At 71.4% G+C, this 19,059-nt stretch carries 17 protein-coding genes; 3 read left to right on the top strand and 14 right to left on the bottom strand.

The window, feature by feature from the left end:
* Positions 1-28 precede the first annotated feature (28 nt).
* The 7 genes from cobT to AB0I54_RS17000 form a co-directional block, all read right to left on the bottom strand.
* Positions 29-3,967: a nicotinate-nucleotide--dimethylbenzimidazole phosphoribosyltransferase gene (gene cobT / locus AB0I54_RS17030; RefSeq protein WP_363296778.1), complete on the bottom strand. Its 3,939-nt coding sequence runs from the start codon at positions 3,965-3,967 to the stop codon at positions 29-31.
* A 345-nt stretch (positions 3,968-4,312) separates the two neighbouring features.
* Positions 4,313-5,524, bottom strand: a complete 1,212-nt coding sequence (gene cbiE, locus AB0I54_RS17025) for a precorrin-6y C5,15-methyltransferase (decarboxylating) subunit CbiE (protein WP_363296777.1) — start codon at positions 5,522-5,524, stop codon at positions 4,313-4,315.
* 122 nt (positions 5,525-5,646) lie between these two features.
* On the bottom strand, positions 5,647-6,285 hold the full coding sequence (locus tag AB0I54_RS17020; protein WP_363296776.1) for a GNAT family N-acetyltransferase: 639 nt from the start codon (positions 6,283-6,285) through the stop codon (positions 5,647-5,649).
* Positions 6,286-6,426: 141 nt separating this feature from the next.
* Positions 6,427-7,263 carry a MetQ/NlpA family ABC transporter substrate-binding protein gene (locus AB0I54_RS17015; protein ID WP_363296775.1) on the bottom strand — a complete coding sequence of 279 codons (837 nt, stop codon included), beginning with the start codon at positions 7,261-7,263 and terminating at the stop codon, positions 6,427-6,429.
* A gap of 65 nt (positions 7,264-7,328) precedes the next feature.
* Positions 7,329-8,066, bottom strand: coding sequence for a methionine ABC transporter permease (locus AB0I54_RS17010; protein WP_363296774.1), 738 nt, complete (start codon positions 8,064-8,066; stop codon positions 7,329-7,331).
* Positions 8,063-9,106 (bottom strand): ATP-binding cassette domain-containing protein, encoded by a 1,044-nt coding sequence (locus AB0I54_RS17005; RefSeq protein WP_363296773.1) that lies wholly within the window; start codon positions 9,104-9,106, stop codon positions 8,063-8,065. The genes AB0I54_RS17010 and AB0I54_RS17005 overlap by 4 nt, the downstream gene beginning before the upstream one ends.
* Before the next feature lie 369 nt (positions 9,107-9,475).
* On the bottom strand, positions 9,476-10,126 hold the full coding sequence (locus AB0I54_RS17000; RefSeq protein WP_363296772.1) for an HAD family hydrolase: 651 nt from the start codon (positions 10,124-10,126) through the stop codon (positions 9,476-9,478).
* A gap of 69 nt (positions 10,127-10,195) precedes the next feature.
* Here AB0I54_RS17000 and AB0I54_RS16995 point away from each other — a divergent pair, with 69 nt between their 5' ends.
* Both AB0I54_RS16995 and AB0I54_RS16990 read left to right on the top strand, forming a co-directional pair.
* Positions 10,196-10,555 (top strand): hypothetical protein, encoded by a 360-nt coding sequence (locus AB0I54_RS16995; protein ID WP_363296771.1) that lies wholly within the window; start codon positions 10,196-10,198, stop codon positions 10,553-10,555.
* Between the two features lies 1 nt (position 10,556).
* A complete protein-coding gene (locus AB0I54_RS16990; RefSeq protein WP_363296770.1) occupies positions 10,557-10,985 on the top strand; it encodes a hypothetical protein in 429 nt (142 codons plus the stop codon).
* Here the strand turns inward: AB0I54_RS16990 and AB0I54_RS16985 are convergent.
* The 3 genes from AB0I54_RS16985 to AB0I54_RS16975 all read right to left on the bottom strand — a co-directional run bounded on the left by AB0I54_RS16985 (position 10,975) and on the right by AB0I54_RS16975 (position 13,272).
* Positions 10,975-11,472 carry a GNAT family N-acetyltransferase gene (locus tag AB0I54_RS16985; RefSeq protein WP_363296769.1) on the bottom strand — a complete coding sequence of 166 codons (498 nt, stop codon included), beginning with the start codon at positions 11,470-11,472 and terminating at the stop codon, positions 10,975-10,977. The genes AB0I54_RS16990 and AB0I54_RS16985 overlap by 11 nt on opposite strands.
* 45 nt (positions 11,473-11,517) lie before the next feature.
* Positions 11,518-12,024: a sigma-70 family RNA polymerase sigma factor gene (locus tag AB0I54_RS16980; RefSeq protein ID WP_363296768.1), complete on the bottom strand. Its 507-nt coding sequence runs from the start codon at positions 12,022-12,024 to the stop codon at positions 11,518-11,520.
* 75 nt (positions 12,025-12,099) lie between these two features.
* On the bottom strand, positions 12,100-13,272 hold the full coding sequence (locus tag AB0I54_RS16975) for a glycerophosphodiester phosphodiesterase (RefSeq protein WP_363296767.1): 1,173 nt from the start codon (positions 13,270-13,272) through the stop codon (positions 12,100-12,102).
* A gap of 368 nt (positions 13,273-13,640) precedes the next feature.
* Here AB0I54_RS16975 and AB0I54_RS16970 point away from each other — a divergent pair, with 368 nt between their 5' ends.
* A complete protein-coding gene (locus tag AB0I54_RS16970; protein ID WP_363296766.1) occupies positions 13,641-14,312 on the top strand; it encodes a lysophospholipid acyltransferase family protein in 672 nt (223 codons plus the stop codon).
* 85 nt (positions 14,313-14,397) lie between these two features.
* Here AB0I54_RS16970 and AB0I54_RS16965 read toward each other — a convergent pair whose 3' ends face one another.
* The 4 genes from AB0I54_RS16965 to argH all read right to left on the bottom strand — a co-directional run bounded on the left by AB0I54_RS16965 (position 14,398) and on the right by argH (position 19,051).
* The gene (locus tag AB0I54_RS16965; protein ID WP_363296765.1) at positions 14,398-15,921 is read right to left on the bottom strand and encodes an MFS transporter; all 1,524 of its coding nucleotides are present in this window, start codon (positions 15,919-15,921) and stop codon (positions 14,398-14,400) included.
* Positions 15,918-16,469 carry a helix-turn-helix domain-containing protein gene (locus tag AB0I54_RS16960; RefSeq protein WP_363296764.1) on the bottom strand — a complete coding sequence of 184 codons (552 nt, stop codon included), beginning with the start codon at positions 16,467-16,469 and terminating at the stop codon, positions 15,918-15,920. The genes AB0I54_RS16965 and AB0I54_RS16960 overlap by 4 nt, the downstream gene beginning before the upstream one ends.
* 84 nt (positions 16,470-16,553) lie before the next feature.
* Positions 16,554-17,525, bottom strand: coding sequence for an aldo/keto reductase (locus tag AB0I54_RS16955; protein ID WP_363296763.1), 972 nt, complete (start codon positions 17,523-17,525; stop codon positions 16,554-16,556).
* Positions 17,526-17,626: 101 nt separating this feature from the next.
* Positions 17,627-19,051, bottom strand: a complete 1,425-nt coding sequence (gene argH / locus AB0I54_RS16950) for an argininosuccinate lyase (RefSeq protein ID WP_363296762.1) — start codon at positions 19,049-19,051, stop codon at positions 17,627-17,629.
* Positions 19,052-19,059: the final 8 nt, after the last annotated feature.

Raw genomic sequence — 19,059 nt, 5'->3', positions numbered from 1 at the left:
GAACACCGGACCACCGCCGCCGTGACGCCTATTTCTCGGTCACTCCGGCCGAATCGAACGTCGCCACCTCGTGCATCGCCCGTGCCGTGCTCTGCACCAGCGGCAGGGCGAGCAGTGCGCCCGTGCCCTCGCCGAGGCGCAGGTCGAGGTCGACCAGGGGGCGCAGGCCGAGCTTGTTGAGGGCGGCCACATGGCCGGGCTCGGCGCTGCGGTGGCCCGCGATGCAGGCCGCGAGGACCTCGGGGGCGATGGCGCGGGCCACCAGGGCGGCGGCTCCGGCGCTGACGCCGTCCAGGATCACCGGCGTACGCAGCGAGGCGCCGCCGAGGAGCAGGCCGACGATCGCCGCGTGCTCGAAGCCGCCGATCGCCGCGAGGACGCCGATCGGGTCGGCCGGGTCCGGCTGGTGGAGCTCGATGGCCCGGCGGACGACCTCGGTCTTGCGGGCCAGGGTCTCGTCGTTGATGCCGGTGCCACGGCCGGTCACCTCGGCCGGGTCGGCGCCGGTGAAGACGGAGATCAGGGCCGCGGACGCGGTGGTGTTGGCGATGCCCATCTCGCCGGTGAGCAGCGCCTTGTTGCCGGCCGCCACCAGGTCGCGGGCGGTCTCGATGCCCACCTCGATGGCGGCCTTGGCCTCCTCGCGGGTCATCGCGGGACCGGTCGTCATGTCGGACGTGCCCGCGCGGACCTTGCGGGGCAGCAGCCCGGGCGTGGCGGGCAGGTCGGAGGCCACGCCCACGTCGACGACGCAGACCTCGGCGCCCACCTGGTTGGCGAAGGCGTTGCAGACCGCTCCGCCGCCGAGGAAGTTGGCCACCATCTGGCCCGTGACCTCCTGCGGCCAGGGGGTGACGCCCTGGGCGTGCACCCCGTGGTCGCCGGCGAAGATCGCGACGGCCGCGGGCTCGGGGATCGGCGGCGGGCACTGCCGGGACAGCCCGGACAGCTGCGCGGAGATGATCTCCAGCATGCCGAGCGCACCTGGCGGCTTGGTCATCCGCTTCTGCCGCTCCCAGGCCTCGCCGAGCGCCTTGGCGTCCAGCGGGCGGATCCCGGCGACGGTCTCGGCGAGCAGGTCGTGCGGGTCCTCGCCGGGCAGCGCGCGACGGCCGTACGTCTCCTCGTGCACGACCCAGGACAGCGGGCGCCGCTTCGACCAGCCCGCCTGCATCAGCTCGGGCTCGTCCGGGAACTCGTCGACGTAACCGACGCACAGGTAGGCGATGACCTCCAGGTGCTCGGGCAGGCCGAGGGCGCGGACCATCTCGCGCTCGTCGAAGAAGCTGACCCAGCCGACGCCGAGGCCCTCGGCGCGGGCGGCCAGCCAGAGGTTCTCGACCGCGAGCGCCGCGGAGTACGGCGCCATCTGCGGCTGCGTGTGACGGCCGAGGGTGTGCCGGCCGCCGCGGGTCGGGTCGGCGGTGACGACGATGTTCACCGGAGTGTCGAGGATGGCCTCGATCTTCAGTTCCTTGAACTGCTTCGCCCGGCCCTTGGGCAGCGACTTCGCGTACGCGTCGCGCTGGCGCATGGCCAGTTCGTGCATCGTGCGGCGGGTCTCGGCGGACCGGATGACGACGAAGTCCCAGGGCTGCGAGTGGCCGACGGAGGGCGCGGTGTGGGCGGCCTCCAGCACGCGCAGCAGCACCTCGTGCGGGATCGGGTCGCTGCGGAAGCCGTTGCGGATGTCGCGACGCTCACGCATGACCTTGAGGACGGCCTCGCGCTCGGCGTCGTCATAGGCGGGCGCGGCCGGACCGGTGGACTGTCGTGCTTCTGCCACTGCGGCCGTGCTCTCTTCCTGGTCGGCGGCCCTGGTCTCCAGGTCCTCCGCGTGCTGTACGACTTCGGGGCCGGGCTCCGCGTCCGGCGCGGCCGGGACGGGTGCGGGTTCGGCCTCGCGGGGTGCGGGGACCGTGGCCGCGGGCTCCTCCGGGGCCGCGGCGGGCGGCTCCTGGAGGGGGAGGACCAGCGGGTGCGGCGGGGTCGGGGCCAGGTGCGGAGTGGTCGGCACCGTTCCCTCGACGGGCACGAACTGGCCCAGGGGCTGGTCCGGGTGCGCCACCAGGGGGACGCTGCCCGGGAGGGAGTCGCCGGGAGCGGCCTGTTCGGGGACGGCCGCGGCAACGGGGGCGTCGGCCTCCGGTTCGGCTTCGGGGGTGTCTGCCTCGGGGGCAACTGTCTCCGGGGCACCTGCCTCGGCGGCGGCGTCGGTCACGGCGTGTGCGACGGCCGTGGGCGGCACGGTCTGCGGCCCCTCGGCCACGACGGGCGCCGGCGGCTGGGCCTGGGGCTGGGCGTGCGGCGCGACGGGGTCGACGGCCGGCTGAGCCGCCTCGGCCTCCGAGCCGACGGGCCCCTGAGGCGGTACGGCGATGACGGCCGGGGCTTCCTCTGCGTGGCCGGACTCGGCGGCGACGGCCTGCGGCTCCTGGCCGGGCTGAGGCTGCCGCGCCTCCTCGGCGGGCGGCTGCTCACCCACGGCACCGACGGCCTGCGGGATCTCGTCGGCGGCGGGGTGCGCGGGCTGGGGTGCCTGGGCGGCGGCGTCCGGCTGGGGGGCCGCGGGCAAGGGAGTGCCCGCGGCGGGCGTCGCGACGGTCTCGCCGGTGGGCGCGGCCAGTACGGCGTCCGGGGCGGACACGACCGCCTCGGCCTCCGGCGTCTCCTGGACGACGGCCACGGGCTCGGGTACCTGCACGGCCTCGGCGACCGGGGCGACTGCCTGAGCCGGCGACACGATGACCTGGGCACCGGGCACACCGGCGGCGGGCGTCTGAGCATGAGCCTGTGCGGCCTCGGCGAGCTGTGCTCCCTCGGCCTCCGGGAACCGCGGACCTTCGGGAGCCTGGCTCGGCGGGACCTGCGGGGCCTGCGGGACCTGCGATCCGTCCGGAGCGTGCCCCTCGGGGACCGGCGCCCCCTGCACCTCGGTGCCCTCCGGCCCCTGTACGGCGACCGGGCCCTGCACACCGTCCGGAGCCCCGGCGACCTGCGCGGCCCCGGCGACCTGCGCGGCCCCGGGGACCTGCGCGGCCTCGGCACCCTGGCCGCCCTCGGCGCCCGGCACGGCCGCCGGACCCTGAGCCGGTCCGGTTTCCTGCGCGACCGGCGCGCCGTACACCCCGTCGTGTCCGTGCACGGGCTGCATCCCGTCGTGCCCCTGCACGACCTGCGGGTTCCCCTGCGCGGCACCCTGGACGTCCTGGACGGACAACGCCGCATCGGCGGGAGCGGTGGCGGTCGCGAAGCCCGGTGCGGGCGCCTGCTCCGCCGTACCGCTCGCGACGGCCTCCGTGGCGAGCCGGGCCACGGCGGCCTGGGCCGCGCCGGGTCGGCCGGCGGCCGGCTCCACGGCCGACTCCACAAGGGGAGCCACCGCTTCCGCGGCCGGGGCCGGGGCCGGAGCGCCCACGTGTGCCGCGGGTGCCGGCGCCGCGCCCCATGGGGCCGCGCCCTGGGGGGCCGCGTCGGGCAGCGCCTGGACGTCGAGGTACTCGGGGCCGGTCGTCTGCGGGCCGGGCTGTCTCACCGGCGCGCCCGCGGGACCGCGGTCGGCGAGGGAACGGACCGGGCTGGCCGAGGCGTTGGGGATCGGCGGACCCATGTGCAGCGGGCGGCGCGGGGCCGCGGTCTGCTCGTGCGGGGCCGAGAGGATCGGGGACGGCGGGACGGACACCGGCGGGTCGGGCAGGCGGACGCCACCGAGGTCGACGGAGCCGCTGTCGCGGCCGGCCGCCTCGTGCGGTCCCGGCTCGTGCACGGCCTCGACGACCGGCTCCGGGGCGGGCGGCGGCACCTCGTTGCCCCATGCGCTCTGGGCGCCCGGCAGGAGCAGGTCCTCGTCCTCGGCGGTGGTCTCGGAGAGGTAGGTGTACATGCCGTGCGCGGGAACGCCTGGCTGTTCCACCCTGCCTGCGCTCTCCGGCAGTCCCTCGCCAGGGACCTGGCCGGTGTCCGTCATGCGTACCCCTCGCCCATCGGTTAGTGCTTCTACGACCAGCTCACCCGGAACGGCGCACCGACCGCCCCGCAGTGAAGAACGAGCGTGCGTGCCCAGCGGCACGAACGACCGTCCCACAAAAGGCGACAAAGCCATTCGGTGGCATTGTCCCGGTCGTTCCGCCCTCGCGGCAGCTTGATCCGCGACAGCCCGCTGTGGACTGCGCCACGTTGCGCGTCCTCCGGTTCTGCCGTACCACACCCACCCCAAAACGGGCGTGTTTTCCGGACATTGACGAACGAATTTCCGGGCCACTGGAGCGGTACAACGATCGGCCAGCCTACCGCGCGCAGTACGACAACAGGATCACGGGGCGCGATCCGGTAGAAGCCCGCTGAGCAGGAACGCAACGTTCCGCTCCGTCTCGGTCCAGCCTCGTGTCTCCAGTTCGACGGACTGCATCAGGGCGCACTCGACCCGGTAGCCGTGCTCGGTCAGATCGCGGCCGACGAGTTCGGCCGCGTCGCGGGTCGCGGCGTGCGCGACGATGCGCTGCGGGCGCCGGTCGGCGACCGCGGAGACCACGGCCGCTCCCCCGCCGCCGACGCGGACGACGTCCGGTTCGGGCAGGTTCTCCAGGACGTGCGGGGCAGTGCCCTGCACGATCTGCAGCTGCACGCCGAAGTGCCGCGCGGCGGCCTCGGTGCGGGCGCACGCCTGAGGGTTCCGGTCGACCGCGATCACGGCGGCACCGGCGCGCGCGGCCTCGGTGGCGAACGCGCCGCCGCCGCAGCCGATGTCCCAGACGAGGTCGCCGACGCGCGGTCCCAGGCGGGCGAGTTGGGCGGCCCGGAGCAGATCCGTCTCCCCCTCGCCGAGTCCGCCGCCGTAGGCCTCGTCGGGCAGTACCCAGCCGCGCGGACCCGCGCCGGGGTCGCGTCCGGCGATCCAGCCACCGCCCTCGCCCGCCCCGACCGGCCCGCCGATGACGATGACGACGTTCGGGTCGCGCCAGGTGTGGTCGGCGGCCTTGTCGGAGGTGACGACGGTGACCTGTTCGCGCTCGGTACCCAGTTCCTCGCAGATGACGAAGGTGCGGTGGACCCCGTCCAGGAGCAGCCCGAGTTCGGCGGGGCCGGCGCCGGGTGAGGTGAGTACGGCGACCTTGGTGTGGGCCCGGCACACATTCACCGCGCGTCGCAGGGTGCGCCGGTGTGCGACGACCACTTGGGCGTCGTCCCAGGGCATTCCGGCTCGGGCGAATGCGGCGGCCACGGAGGAGACGGCGGGGACGACTTCGACCTCCAGGCCGAACTCGGGTGCGCGCAGGGTCCGTACGACACCGAAGAAGCCGGGGTCTCCGTCGGCGAGCACCACCGCGGTGCCGCGGTGGGCGGCGATGCGGCGGGCGGCGAGGGCGACGCTGCCGAGGCGGATGCGTTCGGCGGCGTGGGGCACCTCGGGGAGCGCCAGGTGGTGGGCGGCGCCCGCGACGAGGGTGGCGGCGCCCAGGGCTCCGCGGGCCGCGGCGGTCAGCGGTGAACCGTCCCAGCCGATCACCGTGACGCGGTCGGCCATCGTCGTCAGTCTCCAGGGTTTGCGCAGGTCGTCAGGGGTGGGGCCCGTAGGCAGGCTCCGTGAGGGTACCTGGTGGGGGCGACGGGCGCGCGACGGGCGGTGGCCCTGTGGGGCCCGTGCTGTCAGTTCCAGTCCGAGAACGACGTGAAACCGCCGGTGTCGGCGAGCTGCTCGCCGGCGCCCTCCAGGTCCTCGGGCAGCAGGCTCCACACGATGAAGTCGGTGCGCACATCGGTCCACGCGCCGTCCTCGGTGCGGACGTGGACTATGCACGCGTTGCGCAGGACGCCCTCGCTGATGCAGCCGATCTTCTGGGCGACCTGCTGGGAGGCGGTGTTGTCGGCGGCGGTGCGCAGCTCGATGCGTTCCAACTTCTGGTCGCCGAAGAGCCATTGGGCGGTGGCGAGCGCGGCTTCGGAGGCATAGCCCTCGCCGCGGGCCCAGGGGGCGATGATGTACGACAGTTCGGTGGACCGGATCTGCCAGTTGGTCTTCGTCAGCTGGACGATGCCGACCAGGCGCTGGGTGAGGAACTCGGTGACGGCGAGGTCCAGGCCCCGGCCGGCGGTGCGCTCGGCGGGCGCGTACTCGGTGATCCAGTGCCGGGCGCCGTCCTCGGTGAACGGCTGGGGGACGTCGGTCCAGGCCGCGACCTGTTCGTCGTTCATCATCTCGGCCAGGGCGGGCACGTCGTCCTCGTCGAGGGGCCGCAGCACCAACCGCTCCGTGCTGATGGAGATGTTGGGGAAGGTGCTAGTCATGCGCCACTCCGTAACTTCGGAAAACCTTCAGGGCCTGCTGAACTGCCCAGCATGCAGCATGAAACCACTCAACCCCACAACGGGGCCGACTCCGGGTGAGGGAGTGGACCCCGTGCGTGGCGATACGCGGTATACGCCCCGTCAGAACGAGGCGATGACCGAGCCCTGGTACTTGTCCTCGATGAACTTCTTCACCTCGGGCGAGGTCAGGAGCTTGGCGAGCTTCTTGACCCGCGGGTCCTTCTCGTTGCCCTTCTTCACGGCAAGGAAGTTGCCGTACGGGTTGTCCTTCGCGGACTCCAGGACGAGGGCGTCCTTGGCGGGCTTGAGGCCGGAGGAGATGGCGTAGTTGCCGTTCACGACCGCGGCGTCCACGTCGTCCAGGGAGCGCGGGGTCTGGGCCGCCTCGACCTCCTTGAACTTGAGGTTCTTCGGGTTCTTGGTGATGTCGTGCGGGGTCGCTTCGGTGCCCACGCCGTCCTTGAGGGTGATGAGCCCGTTGGCGGCGAGGAGCTTCAGGGCGCGTGCCTCGTTCACGGTGTCGTTCGGGACGGCGACGGTGGCGCCGCTCTTCAGGGCGTCGGTGCTCTTCACCTTGTGGGAGTAGAGACCGAGCGGCTCCAGGTGCACCGTGACGACGGGCACGATGTGGGTGCCGCGCTTCTTGTTGAAGTCGTCCAGGTACGGCTGGTTCTGGAAGTAGTTGGCCCCGACGGAACCGTCCTCCGTGGCCGTGTTCGGCACGATGTAGTCGCTGAACTCCTTGACCTCCAGGTCGAGGCCCGCCTTCTTCGCCAGGTTCTGCTTGACGAAGTTCAGGATCTCGGCGTGCGGGGTGGGGCTCGCGGCGACGACCAGCGGGCCGCTGTAGTCGGCGGAGGAAGAGGAGGACGCCTTCTCCGAGCCGCAGGCGGAGAGCCCGAGGGTGAGGGCTCCGGCGGCGAGGACGGTGGTGGTGATCTTGGCGGTGTTACGCACGAAAAGTGCCTTTCCTAGGGGTGGTGCGACCCCGTCTTGGGTGTACGGGGAGTCTTTTGGGGGGCTCAGGCGGCCTTGCTCACGTCGGCGGGCGCGGGTGTCCTGGCCTTGAGCAGGCGCAGCTTCGGCGCCGGGCCGGAGCGGCCGCCGCGCCGGTGCAGGGAGCGGGCCGCGTAGTCACCGGCGAACTGGATGACCGAGATGACGACGGCAAGGATCGCCACGGTGATCCACATCATCTGCGTCTCGAAGCGCTGGTAGCCGTAGCGGATGGCGATGTCGCCGAGGCCGCCCGCGCCGACCGTGCCGGCCATGGCGGAGTAGCCGATGAGGGCGACGACCGTGGTCGTGGTGCTGGAGATCAGCGAGGGCAGCGACTCGGGTACGAGGACCTTGCGGACGATGGTCCAGGTGTTGCCGCCCATCGACTGCACGGCCTCGACGAGCCCGCCGTCCACTTCGCGGACAGCCGTCTCGACGAGTCGGGCGAAGAACGGGATGGCGCCGATGGCGAGCGGCACGATGGCGGCCTCGCGGCCGATGGTCGTCCCCGTGATCCAGCGGGTGAAGCTCATCAGCGCGACCATCAGGATGATGAACGGCATCGAGCGGGCGATGTTCACGATCTGCCCGACGACCTTGTTGGCGACGACGTTCTGCAGCAGTCCGCCCTTGTCGGTGAGGACGAGCAGGATGCCGAGCGGAAGCCCGCCGACGACGGCGATGAGCGTGGACCAGCCGACCATGTAGAGCGTGTCCCAACACGCCTGGGACAGCAGCGGCTGCATCTCGGACCAGGTCACTTGGCACCTTCCTTCACCAGCACGGGCTCCTGGCCCGCTTCGCCCACGACATCGATCTGCAGGCCCTGTTCACGCAGGAACCCGATGGGCACGACGTTGTCCTCGTAGCGGCCGGGCAGTTCGATGCGCATACGGCCGATCTGGAGGCCGCCGACGGTGTCGATGGCGGCGCCGAGGATCGATATGTCGATGTTGTAGGTGCGCGAGAGCTGGGAGATGACCGGCTGGGTGGCGGCCTCGCCGTGGAAGGTGACGTCGAGCACCGTCCGGTCGGCGCCGGTGGCCTCGCCGCCGACCGGGAACAGCGCGGCGGCCAGTTCGGAGCCGGGGGTGGCGAGCAGCTCGCTGACGGTGCCGGACTCGACGATGCGTCCCTGCTCCATGAGCGCGGCCGAGTCGCAGATGCTCTTGACCACGTCCATCTCGTGCGTGATGAGCAGGACGGTCAGGCCCAGCTGCCGGTTCAGGTCGCGCAGCAGCTGGAGGATGGAGCGGGTGGTCTCGGGGTCGAGGGCGCTGGTGGCCTCGTCGGAGAGCAGCACCTTGGGGTCGCCGGCGAGGGCGCGGGCGATGCCGACGCGCTGCTTCTGTCCGCCGGAGAGCTGGGCCGGGTAGGCCTTGGCCTTGTCGGTGAGGCCGACGAGGTCGAGCAGTTCGAGCGCCTTGCGGGAGCGGTCCTTGCCCGACCTGCCGAGGATCTCCAGCGGCAGCTCGACGTTGTCCTGCACGGTGCGCGAGGACAGCAGGTTGAAGTGCTGGAAGACCATGCCGATCCGGCTGCGCGCCCGGCGCAGTTCCCGGCCGGCCCGCGGACCGCGCCCGGCGAGGGCGGTGAGGTCCTGCCCGGCGACGGTCACGGTCCCGGCGGTGGGGCGTTCCAGCAGGTTGACGCAGCGGATGAGCGAGGACTTGCCGGCGCCGGACTGGCCGATGACGCCGTACACCTCGCCTTCGCGGACGTGGAGATCGACGCCGTCGAGGGCGGTGACCTCTCGGCCGCGCGAGCGGTAGACCTTGGTCAGGCCCGATGTGGTGATCACTGTGATTCCGTCACTGTCGAGTGCGCGGGCGTGGGTGTGCCCGGGCACAGGTGCATTCGTTCAGGGACGCGGCACGGTTCTCGCGGTGGCGATGGAACCGGGGGAGAACATGTGCGCGGGGCGGCTTGCGTCGCGGACGTCGTCGGACGACACGCGGACGTGCCACGGCTCTCGCTTCGGGGCGCGAGGCTCAGGTGGTGCAGGGGCCCTCTAGAAGGCGCACATTCGACACAGACAACGAGCACCGGGCGTCATGGTCGCCTCGGTCGCAAGGGTGCGGCTGCTCGTCGTGGTCATGCGATCAGTAAACCAGACGTACGGTCCTGACAGTCCGCGGTCGTCCACATGCTGGACAGTGGTGGACACTGGTCAGCGGCGTACGGAGATCGCCACTCCCCCGTCGGTGACCAGGGCGGACAAGGCCGACAGGTCGTCGACGACCAGGTCGGCGACCAGTTCCTGGGCCGGGTGGGTTGTGGCCAAGGCCACGGTGGTCATCCCGGCGGCACGGCCTGCCCGGAGCCCCGCCGGGGCGTCCTCGAAGACGACGCAGCGGGCCGGATCGACGCCCAGCCGGCGCGCGGCGAGCAGATAGGGCTCGGGGTCGGGCTTGCCGCGCGTGACGTCATCGGCGGCGACCAGCATCTTGGGCCGGACCCCCACGGCGTCGAGCCGCGCCTCGGCCAGCCGCCGGGTGGCGGAGGTGACGACGGCCCACCGCTCGGCGGGCAGCGAGTCCAGGAAGTCCCGGGTACCGGGCAGCAGCCGGACACCGCCGTCCGGCACATCCTCCACCTCCAGCTGCTCGACCCGCGCGACCGCCTCCGCGACGACCTCCGCGGGCAGCAGATCGGCGACTATCTCCACCGCGGTCCGCCCGTGCAGCTCGACCCGCGCGAAGTCCTCCGCCGTGATCCCGAACTCCCGCGCCCACCGCGCCCAGCACCTGTCCACGGAGTCGAGTGAGGAGACAAGGGTGCCGTCATTGTCGAACAGGAGTGCCTGAGCATGGATCGTCATGGTCTAGACCCTACGGTGTACGGCGGGGGCGACCGCATCGGACCGTTTGGCCCGTAATAGGGTCTGCGCATGCTCAATGCCCTGACGCTGGTGACCAGTGTCGCCGCGCTGCTGCTCGCCGCCTGGTGCGGGTGGGCCGCCTATCGTGACCAGCCGACCAAGGACTGGCACTTCATCGGCATGGCAGTGGTGTCACTGCTGGCCGTGGTGCAGCTGGTGATCGGGGTGGTCCAGCTGGCGCGGGGCGAGAAGCCGGAGCAGGGCACGACGATCTTCGTGGCGTATCTGCTGGGGGCGTTCGCGTGCATCCCGGCGGCGGGCTTCATGTCGCTGGCCGAGCGGACGCGGTGGGGGTCGGTGACCGTCGCCGCGGGCGGCGTGGTGCTGGCCGTGCTCGAAGTGCGGCTCTTCGACATCTGGGGAGGGTGAGATGACGGCCACGGAGGAGACGAAGCCGGCGCGGACGCGGCTCATCAGCGGGCCGGGCATGCTGCTCGTCTGGTTCTACGGCGTGATGGTCGTCGGAGCCGTCTCACGCTCCGTCGTCCAGATCACGACGGACTTCGAGCGGGCGCCGCTCGCCTACTCGCTGTCCGCGGTCGCGGGTGTGGTGTACGGGTTCATCACGTACTCGCTGGTGCGTGGCGGCGAGAAGGCCCGCAGGGCGGCAATGGTGTGCTGCGCCGCCGAACTCGTGGGAGTGCTCGTCGTCGGTACGTGGACCCTGGTCGAGCCGTCGGCCTTCCCGGACGCGACGGTCTGGTCCGACTACGGGATGGGGTACGTCTTCATCCCCGTACTGCTGCCCCTGTCGGCCATGTACTGGCTACGGAAGGCGCGGGACGGCGTCAGGCCGTAGTCGCGTACGACCCCGCCGGCTTCTCCAGGACGATCATCGGTACGCCGTCCGCACCCTTGGACGTGCCCACCGTCTCGTAGCCCACCCGCCGGTACAGCCGCAGGTTCCCCTCGCTGCGGTGGCCGGTGTGGAGGCGGAACTTCTTGGCGCCGCGCTCCTCGGCGAGGGCTCCCTCGGCCGCGCGCAGCAGTCTGGCGCCGATGCCGTGGCCCTGCAGACGCGGGTGGACGCAGAGCTTGCCGATGGCGGCCGCGCCGTCCTCGGTCACCGTGCCGCGCACCGAGCCGACCACCTCTTCGCCGAGCCGGGCGACGAAGACGCAGTCGGAGGCGACCTCCTGACGGACCGAGTCGAGACTCTGGACGAGCGGGTCGATGCGGTAGTTGCCGTACAACGCCGCCTCGCTCTGGAAGCACAGGTACTGGAGCCTGAAGATCTGCTCCGTGTCCTGTTCGGTCGCCACCGAGATGGTCACGCTCATGCCCATGTGCGCACGCCTCCCGCTCACCTGATCGTCTGTCGTCCCCCACTCCTATCCCCGCACTTCGCGGGCCGCAACCTCCGGTGCGAGCAATCGACGCAGACATCCCAGACATCGGGAACGTTCCGGGCCAAGACTGCCCTGTGAGATACCCAACTCCCCCGCGATCTCCCGGTATGTGAGGTCCTTCGGGGAGAGCAGCGCCTCCATCAGACGAGGGCAGCGGCCGGGCAGCCGGCGGACCGCGTCCCGCAGGGCACGGTGTCTGGCGGCGGTGAGGGCGAGCTGCTCGGGCCCGCGGCCGCTGTCGTCGGCGGGCTCCGTGTCGTACGGCCGCTCAAGACGGTTCGTACGACGACTGCGGCGCACCTCGGCGCGGACGGCCTTGCGCAGCCACGCCTCGGGGTCGAGCGGCGGCCCGTCGGAGTCCAGTCGCTCAAGGAGGCGCAGCCAGACCGCCTGCTCCAGGTCACCCGGTTCGGTTCCGGAGGCATATGCCTCGGCGGATGCCTCGGCGGTGAGCAGCGGGCTCAGCGCGGCAACCAGATCGTGCGTCATATGCGGAACGACGCGGCCGCCCCGACGGCAGGTTGCCGGGGCGGCCGCGGGTCTACCCGAACGGGTTCAGCGGGCTCAGCCGTTGACGAAGTCCTCGCGGGCGAGCACACCGGTGTCCGCGTTGTCGGTGAAGACACCGTCGATACCGGTCGCGAAGTACGTCTTGAATGCCCCGAAGGAGTCTCCGTAGGCGTCGGCGCCGGTGCCCTTGCGGAACTCCGCCGGGAGGAAGGGGTTCTCGTTGCGCATGGTGTAGGGGTGCAGGATCAGACCCACTTTGTGCGCGTCCGCGACCAGGGTCGTCGGCGTGGTGAGCCTGCCGTCGGCGTCCTTCGGGATGACCAGGTCGAGCGTCGGGCCGATGCCCTGCGCATAGCCGGCGATCTCCCGGAGGCCCTTGGGCGTGATGAGGTCGGCGACCGTGCGCGGGTCGCCCGCCTCGACGAAGTCCCAGGGGCGGCTGGTCGCACCGGAGAGCAGGACCACGAGCGGGTTGTCGACCAGCTTGTTCAGGCGCTGGATGCTGGTCGGCTCGAAGGACTGCAGGATGACGGGCGAGTTCCGCCGGTCCTTGCCGTACTTGCGCAGCAGCTTGGCGACCCGCTCCTCAAGGCCGAGGCCCAGCTTGCGGAAGTAGGTGGGGTGCTTGGTCTCCGGGTAGATCCAGACCTGCTTGCCCCGCTTGCGGGTCTCCTCGTCCTGCCACTTGAGGACCTCTTCGAAGGTGGGGATCTCCCAGCGCCCGTCGTAGAGGGTGTTGTGCGGGCGGTTGGCCGGGATGCGCTCGATCGCGCGCAGCGTCTTCAGCTCGGCGAGCGTGAAGTCCTCGGTGAACCAGCCGGTGGTGGAGACGCCGTCCAGCACCTTGGTGGTCTTGCGGTCGGCGAACTCGGGGTGGTCCGCGACGTTCGTGGTGCCGCCGATCTCGGGCTCGTGGCGGCAGACCAGATGGCCGTCCTTGGTGGGGACCAGGTCGCCGGCCTCGACGACGTCGGCGCCGAGGTCGAGGGCCAGGTTGTACGACCCGAAGGTGTGCTCGGGCCGGTAGCCGCTGGTACCCCGGTGGCCGATGATCGTCGGCTTGGGCAGGCTCTTCAGACCACCACCGGTCCGGGCCGCCTTGGCCTCCGCGGCTCTGGCGGCGCCGGGCAGCCCGAAGACCGCTCCGCCCGCGCCGAGCACCGCGGCGCCGAGAAGCGCCCGTCGTGCGGTGCCCTGCGTCTGCTCGTTCGACTCGTGGCTTTCCATGAGGGCCCTCCTGCCGTCCGCCCGTGATTGCGGCCCGATGGTAGGGGCGTGGACATGACTGCCGGGAGACCTCCGTTCGAACACGCGGGTGACGCCGGATGTCATGAGGAAAGCAAGATGTGACGGTCCGTCGGCATCGGCCCGGACGGCGCGGGTACCCGGCCCGATGGGCCAACCGCGCGATGTCCATCACATCGTCGCACCGGCGTCACGCGCGGATTCCGGCACGCCACCGCAGGTAAACCTGCGTCAACAGTACGTAAGACCTCGGTGAAGCGGACGCACCCGATGTGCGTTTCCCCCGGAGCCGCGAGTAATGTCCTCACCTGCACAGACTCATATCGACCCCCTCGACATCGGAGGACCCGTTGTCCCGCTTCGCGCTCATCAAGGCAGTGCTCGGACCGATCATGCGCCTGATGTTCCGCCCCCAGGTGGAGGGCGCGGAGCGCATCCCGAGCGACGGACCGGTCATCCTGGCCGGCAACCATCTCACGTTCATCGACTCCCTCGTGCTGCCGCTGGTGACCAAGCGGCAGGTGTTCTTCATCGGCAAGGACGAGTACGTCACCGGCAAGAGCCTCAAGGGCCGGCTGATGGCCTGGTTCTTCACCGGCGTCGGCATGATCCCGGTGGACCGGGACGGGGCGAGCGGTGGCGTGGCCGCGCTGATGACCGGTCGCCGGATCCTTGAGGAGGGAAAGGTCTTCGGCATCTACCCCGAGGGCACGCGGTCGCCCGACGGCCGGCTGTACCGGGGCCGCACCGGCATCGCCCGCCTCACGCTGATGACGGGCGCGCCGGTGGTTCCCTTCGCGATGATCGGCACGGACAAGTTGCAGCCGGGGGGGCGGGGTATTCCGCGGCCGGGCCGTGTGACCGTTCGCTTCGGTGAGGCGATGGAGTTCTCCCGGTACGAGGGGATGGACCGGGACCGGTATGTGCTGCGGGCGGTGACCGACTCCGTGATGGCGGAGGTCATGCGGCTGTCGGGGCAGGAGTACGTCGACATGTATGCGACCAAGGCCAAAGCCGCCTAATCGCCCTAGGGGTTCTGTCGTAGTGCGAGTGCCGGTGCGTTGTGGCTTGTCGCGCAGTTCCCCGCGCCCCTTTGGGGCGCTTTCCTCAGCCGGTGCTTTCCAGTTTCTGGTCCTTCAGTAGGAACCATGCCGCCGCCGCTGTTGCCAGCAGGACGGCCGCTCCTGCGCCTGATGCCAGGTGCAGGCCGTGGACGAAGGCGTCCCGGGCCGCCGTCAGGAGTTCCGCCGAGGTGTGGGCGGGGAGGGTCGTCGCCGTTTGCACCGCCGCGCCCAGTGATTCATGGGCCGCTTCCGGGGTGCCGGCCGGGCCCGTGAAGTCGCGGTAGACGCCGGTCACGATCGAGCCGAGCAGGGCGATGCCCAGGGCGGCGCCGAGTTCGTACGCCGTTTCGGAGACCGCGGAGGCAGCGCCCGCCTGGTCCTTGGGGACGCTGGAGAGGATCACGTCGGCGGTGACGGTGAAGGAGAAGCCCGCGCCCACGCCGACGACCAGGAGCGCCGCGCCCAGGACCGGATAGCCCGTCGACCGCCCCAGCGTCGTGAGGACGGCGAGGGCCAGGCCCACCACCGCGAGGCCGCCGGAGACCACGGCCCGTACCGAGAAGCGCCGGGCCGCGCGGCCCGCGACGAGACCGGCCGCCACCGCGCCGACCGCGGCGGGCAGTTCGGCCAGACCAGCCTCGAACGGGCGCCTGCCCTGGACGAGTTGCAGGTACTGGGAGAGGAAGAACACCAGGCCGGACATGCCGAGCACGGTCAGCAGGTCGGCGAGGACCGCGCCGCTGAAGCCCCGCTTGCGGAACAGCCGCATGTCCAGCAGGGGCGTGGGCATGGTGAGCTGGCGGTGGACGAAGCCGTACAGCGCGGCGGCGCCCAGCAGGCCCGCGGCGAGCGTCGCCGGGGTGAGGCCGTGCGTGGCGGCCTCCTTGACGGCGTAGACGACGCCGATCATGCCGACCAGCGACAGCACGACGCTGATCAGGTCCCAGGGACCGGGATCGGGGTTCCGGGACTCGGGCAGCGTCCTGATGCCGACGAGGACGAGGACCACCATCACCGGCAGGTTGATGAGGAAGACCGAGCCCCACCAGAAGTGCCCGAGGAGGAAGCCGCCCACGATCGGCCCCACGGCCGTGCCGGCGGAGGCGGTGGCGCCCCAGATGCCGACCGCGAGGCTGCGCTCGCGCGGGTCGTGGAACAGATTGCGGATCAGGGCGAGTGTGGCGGGCATCAGGGTCGCGCCCGCGACACCGAGCAGCGCCCGCGCCAGGATCAGCAGCTCCGGCGTCGTGGCGTAGGCGTTGAGCACGGATATCGCGCCGAACACCGTGGCGCCGCCGAGCAGGATCCGCTTGCGGCCGATGCGGTCGCCGAGGCTGCCCATGGAGACCAGCAGTCCGGCGATGACGAAGGAGTAGACGTCACCGATCCACAGGAGCTGGGTGCCGGAGGGGTTGAGGTCTTCGCTGATGTAGGGGGTCGCGAGACCGAGGACGGTCGCGTCGACGGCCACCAGCAGCACGGCCAGCACGAGGACGGAGAGCGCGAGCCAACGGCCCGGACGCTTCTCCACCTCCGCCATGGGGGCCGGCTGCAGGGTGCTGGTCATGATTCCTCTCTTCGGAGTGCGCCACCGAGCAACAGCTCGGTGATCATGTGGGTGAAGTCCTTGGGGGCCACGCGGCCTTCCGCGACCGCCCAGGCGCCGGAGGCCATCAGGCCGTACAGCGCCTCGGTGAGCCATGCCGGGGTGAGGTCGATGCGGAACTCGCCGCCGGCCTGGCCACGCCGGAACAGGGCGGCGACGCGGGCGTCGAGGCGGGCCCAGCCCTCGTTCTGTTCCTCGCCCTCGAACAGCTGGTTCTCGGTGTAGAGGAAGGCGAGCAGTCCGGCGGCGGGCTCGATCGCCCGCACCAGCCGGCGTACGGCCTCGCTCGCGGGTCCCTCGTCGAGCCGGGCCACGTCGAGCGCGGCCTCGCACTCCGCGATGCCGAGCGCCTCCAGCGCCCGCACGAGCGCGTCGCGCCCGGCGAAGTGGCGGTGCAGCGTGGCGCGGCTGATCCCGGCCGCCCTGGCGACCTCGTCCATGGTGGCGGTGGATTTACGGGTCAGCAGGGCCGCGGCACTGCGCAGCACGTGGTCACGATCGAGGGCCATGAAACAATCGTAGCCCATGTGAGACATCTCTGTCTCACAATAGGCATGCGTGACTCATCGTTGCTGGTCGGTGCGGGTGCTCCGTCAGTGCCAGGGCAGCTGCCCGCGCCGCTCCCAGTACGCGGCCGGCTCCTCGACGAGGGCCGCGAGCCGCTCCAGCTGGTCCTCGTCGAGGTCGACGACGGCGGCGTGCAGGTTGGAGGCGAGCTGGTTGGTGGTCGCGGCGCCGGAGAGGACGATCCCGGCCCACGGCAGGCGCAGGATCAGGGCGAGGGCCACGGCGTCGCAGCCGAGGGAGGTCTCCGCGGCCACGGCCTTCAACGCGTCCGGTGCGTGCGGCTCCGCGAGCCGCCCGTTGGCCATGCCTTCCTTGACGATCACCGTGAGCCCGGCGTCATGGGCCTCGGCGAGGGCGGGGCCGGCCGAGGTCTCCAGGGCGTTGTAGGTCGACTGGACGGTGCGGAAGAGGGGCTCGCCGTCGACGGTCACGGCGAGGGCGGCCCGGACGGTATCGGCCTGGGCGGGGCCGCTGGTGGAGAAGCCGATGGTCATGCCCTCGGCGGCGGCCTGGGCGAGCCGGCTGTGGAGTTCCTTGTCGGTGAGGGCCGGGCTGTCCGGGGTCACCGAATGGATCTGGTAGAGGTCGAGGCGGTCGCCGAGCAGTTCGTCGGTCTCGGCGCGCTGCCGCTCGTAGGTGGCGAGGCTGTGGTCCTTGACCTCGTGCTCCTCCGCGTCGGCGGACCAGCCGGCGGTGTAGGTGTAGCCCCATTTGCTGCCGACGACGATGTCGTCGATGTCGGGGCGGGCATTCAGCCAGTCGGCGAGGAACTCCTCGGAGCGGCCGTAGGAACGGGCGACGTCGAAGTAGCGCACGCCCTGGGCGTAGGCGGCGTCGAGGAGTTCGTGGGTGCGGGTGCGCAGCGTCCCGACGCTGCGGTCCTCGCCCAGGTCGTGGTCCCGGCCGAGGTTGATGTAGCCGGGGCGGCCGACGGCGGCGAGACCGAGTCCGATGTGGCAGGTCGGGGTCGTTGCTGAGGCCAGTCGCGCGAAGGGCATCGCGGGCTCCGTTCGGTCGGCTCCGTTACGGCTTGCGACCAAAGTAACCCGCGATGACCTTCGACTCCCGCACTGGTCCGATTCCTGCTGGACCGTCGCTCCTACTTGGCCGTCGCCCACTCGTGCTGAACCGCCACGTCCTGCTTCAGTTCGGCCAGCTGGACCGCGACCGCGCTCGGGGCAGTACCGCCGCGGCCGTTGCGGGAGGCCAAGGCGCCCGGGACGTTCAGGACGCTCCGTACCTCCGGTGTGAGGTGGGCGGAGATCTTCGCGAACTGCTCGTCCGTGAGGCCGTCCAGTTCCTTGCCCTCGGACTCGGCGACCTTGACGCACTCCCCCGCGACCTCGTGCGCCACGCGGAACGGTACGCCCTGCTTGACCAGCCACTCCGCGATGTCGGTGGCGAGGGAGAAGCCGGCCGGGGCCAGCTCCTCCATGCGCTCGCGGTTGACCGTGAGCGTGGCGATCATGCCGGTGAAGGCCGGGAGCAGCACCTCCAGCTGGTCGCAGGAGTCGAAGACCGGCTCCTTGTCCTCCTGGAGGTCGCGGTTGTAGGCCAGCGGCAGGGCCTTCAGGGTCGCCAGCAGACCCGTCAGATTGCCGATCAGCCGGCCGGACTTGCCGCGCGCCAGCTCCGCGATGTCCGGGTTCTTCTTCTGCGGCATGATCGACGAGCCGGTGGAGAACGCGTCGTGCAGCGTGACGAAGGAGAACTCCTTCGTGTTCCAGATGATGATCTCCTCGGAGATCCGGGAGAGGTTCACCCCGATCATCGCCGTGATGAAGGCGAACTCGGCGACGAAGTCACGGGAGGCCGTGCCGTCGATGGAGTTGCCGACACTGCCGTGCTCGAAGCCGAGGTCCTTGGCGACCGCCTCCGGGTCCAGGCCCAGGGAGGAGCCGGCGAGGGCACCGGAGCCGTACGGCGAGACCGCCGTGCGCTCGTCCCACTGGCGCAGCCGCTCGGCGTCCCGGGACAGGGACTGGACGTGCGCGAGGACGTGGTGGGCGAAGAGGACCGGCTGGGCGTGCTGGAGGTGGGTGCGGCCGGGCATGGCCACGTCCGGGTGGGCTTCGGCGAGGCCGATCAGGGCGTCCTGGAGGTCGGCGATCAGACCGCCGATCGTACGGGCGTGGTCCCTCAGGTACATCCGGAAGAGGGTCGCCACCTGGTCGTTCCGCGACCGGCCCGCGCGCAGCTTGCCGCCGAGGTCGGGGCCGAGGCGCTCCAGTAGGCCGCGCTCCAGGGCGGTGTGGACGTCCTCGTCGGCGATGGTGCCGACGAAGGAGCCGTCGGCGACGTCCGCTTCGAGCTGGTCGAGCCCGGCGAGCATCCGGGTCAGCTCGTCCTCCGTGAGGAGTCCCGCCTTGTTCAGCACGCGCGCGTGGGCACGCGAACCGGCGATGTCGTAGGGCGCGAGCCGCCAGTCGAAGTGGACGGACGCGGACAGCTTGGCCAGGGCCTCGGCGGGACCGTCGGCGAAACGGCCGCCCCAGAGCCGTACGTCACCGCTGTTGCTGCTCACTTGCGTTG

This window comes from Streptomyces sp. NPDC050625 (genome assembly GCF_040654755.1).
Taxonomy (GTDB): Bacteria; Actinomycetota; Actinomycetes; order Streptomycetales; family Streptomycetaceae; genus Streptomyces.
The sequence above is the reverse complement of the archived record's forward strand: the minus strand, read 5'-3'. Positions and strand labels throughout refer to the sequence as shown.

Excerpts from the sequence above, each read along its gene's own strand:
- cobT (WP_363296778.1), bottom strand. The coding sequence starts at position 3,967 with ATGACGGACACCGGCCAGGTCCCTGGCGAGGGACTGCCGGAGAGCGCA.
- cbiE (WP_363296777.1), bottom strand. The coding sequence starts at position 5,524 with ATGGCCGACCGCGTCACGGTGATCGGCTGGGACGGTTCACCGCTGACC.
- AB0I54_RS17020 (WP_363296776.1), bottom strand. The coding sequence starts at position 6,285 with ATGACTAGCACCTTCCCCAACATCTCCATCAGCACGGAGCGGTTGGTG.
- AB0I54_RS17000 (WP_363296772.1), bottom strand. The coding sequence starts at position 10,126 with ATGACGATCCATGCTCAGGCACTCCTGTTCGACAATGACGGCACCCTT.
- AB0I54_RS16995 (WP_363296771.1), top strand. The coding sequence starts at position 10,196 with ATGCTCAATGCCCTGACGCTGGTGACCAGTGTCGCCGCGCTGCTGCTC.
- AB0I54_RS16990 (WP_363296770.1), top strand. The coding sequence starts at position 10,557 with ATGACGGCCACGGAGGAGACGAAGCCGGCGCGGACGCGGCTCATCAGC.
- AB0I54_RS16985 (WP_363296769.1), bottom strand. The coding sequence starts at position 11,472 with ATGGGCATGAGCGTGACCATCTCGGTGGCGACCGAACAGGACACGGAG.
- AB0I54_RS16980 (WP_363296768.1), bottom strand. The coding sequence starts at position 12,024 with ATGACGCACGATCTGGTTGCCGCGCTGAGCCCGCTGCTCACCGCCGAG.
- AB0I54_RS16975 (WP_363296767.1), bottom strand. The coding sequence starts at position 13,272 with ATGGAAAGCCACGAGTCGAACGAGCAGACGCAGGGCACCGCACGACGG.
- AB0I54_RS16965 (WP_363296765.1), bottom strand. The coding sequence starts at position 15,921 with ATGACCAGCACCCTGCAGCCGGCCCCCATGGCGGAGGTGGAGAAGCGT.
- AB0I54_RS16960 (WP_363296764.1), bottom strand. The coding sequence starts at position 16,469 with ATGGCCCTCGATCGTGACCACGTGCTGCGCAGTGCCGCGGCCCTGCTG.
- AB0I54_RS16955 (WP_363296763.1), bottom strand. The coding sequence starts at position 17,525 with ATGCCCTTCGCGCGACTGGCCTCAGCAACGACCCCGACCTGCCACATC.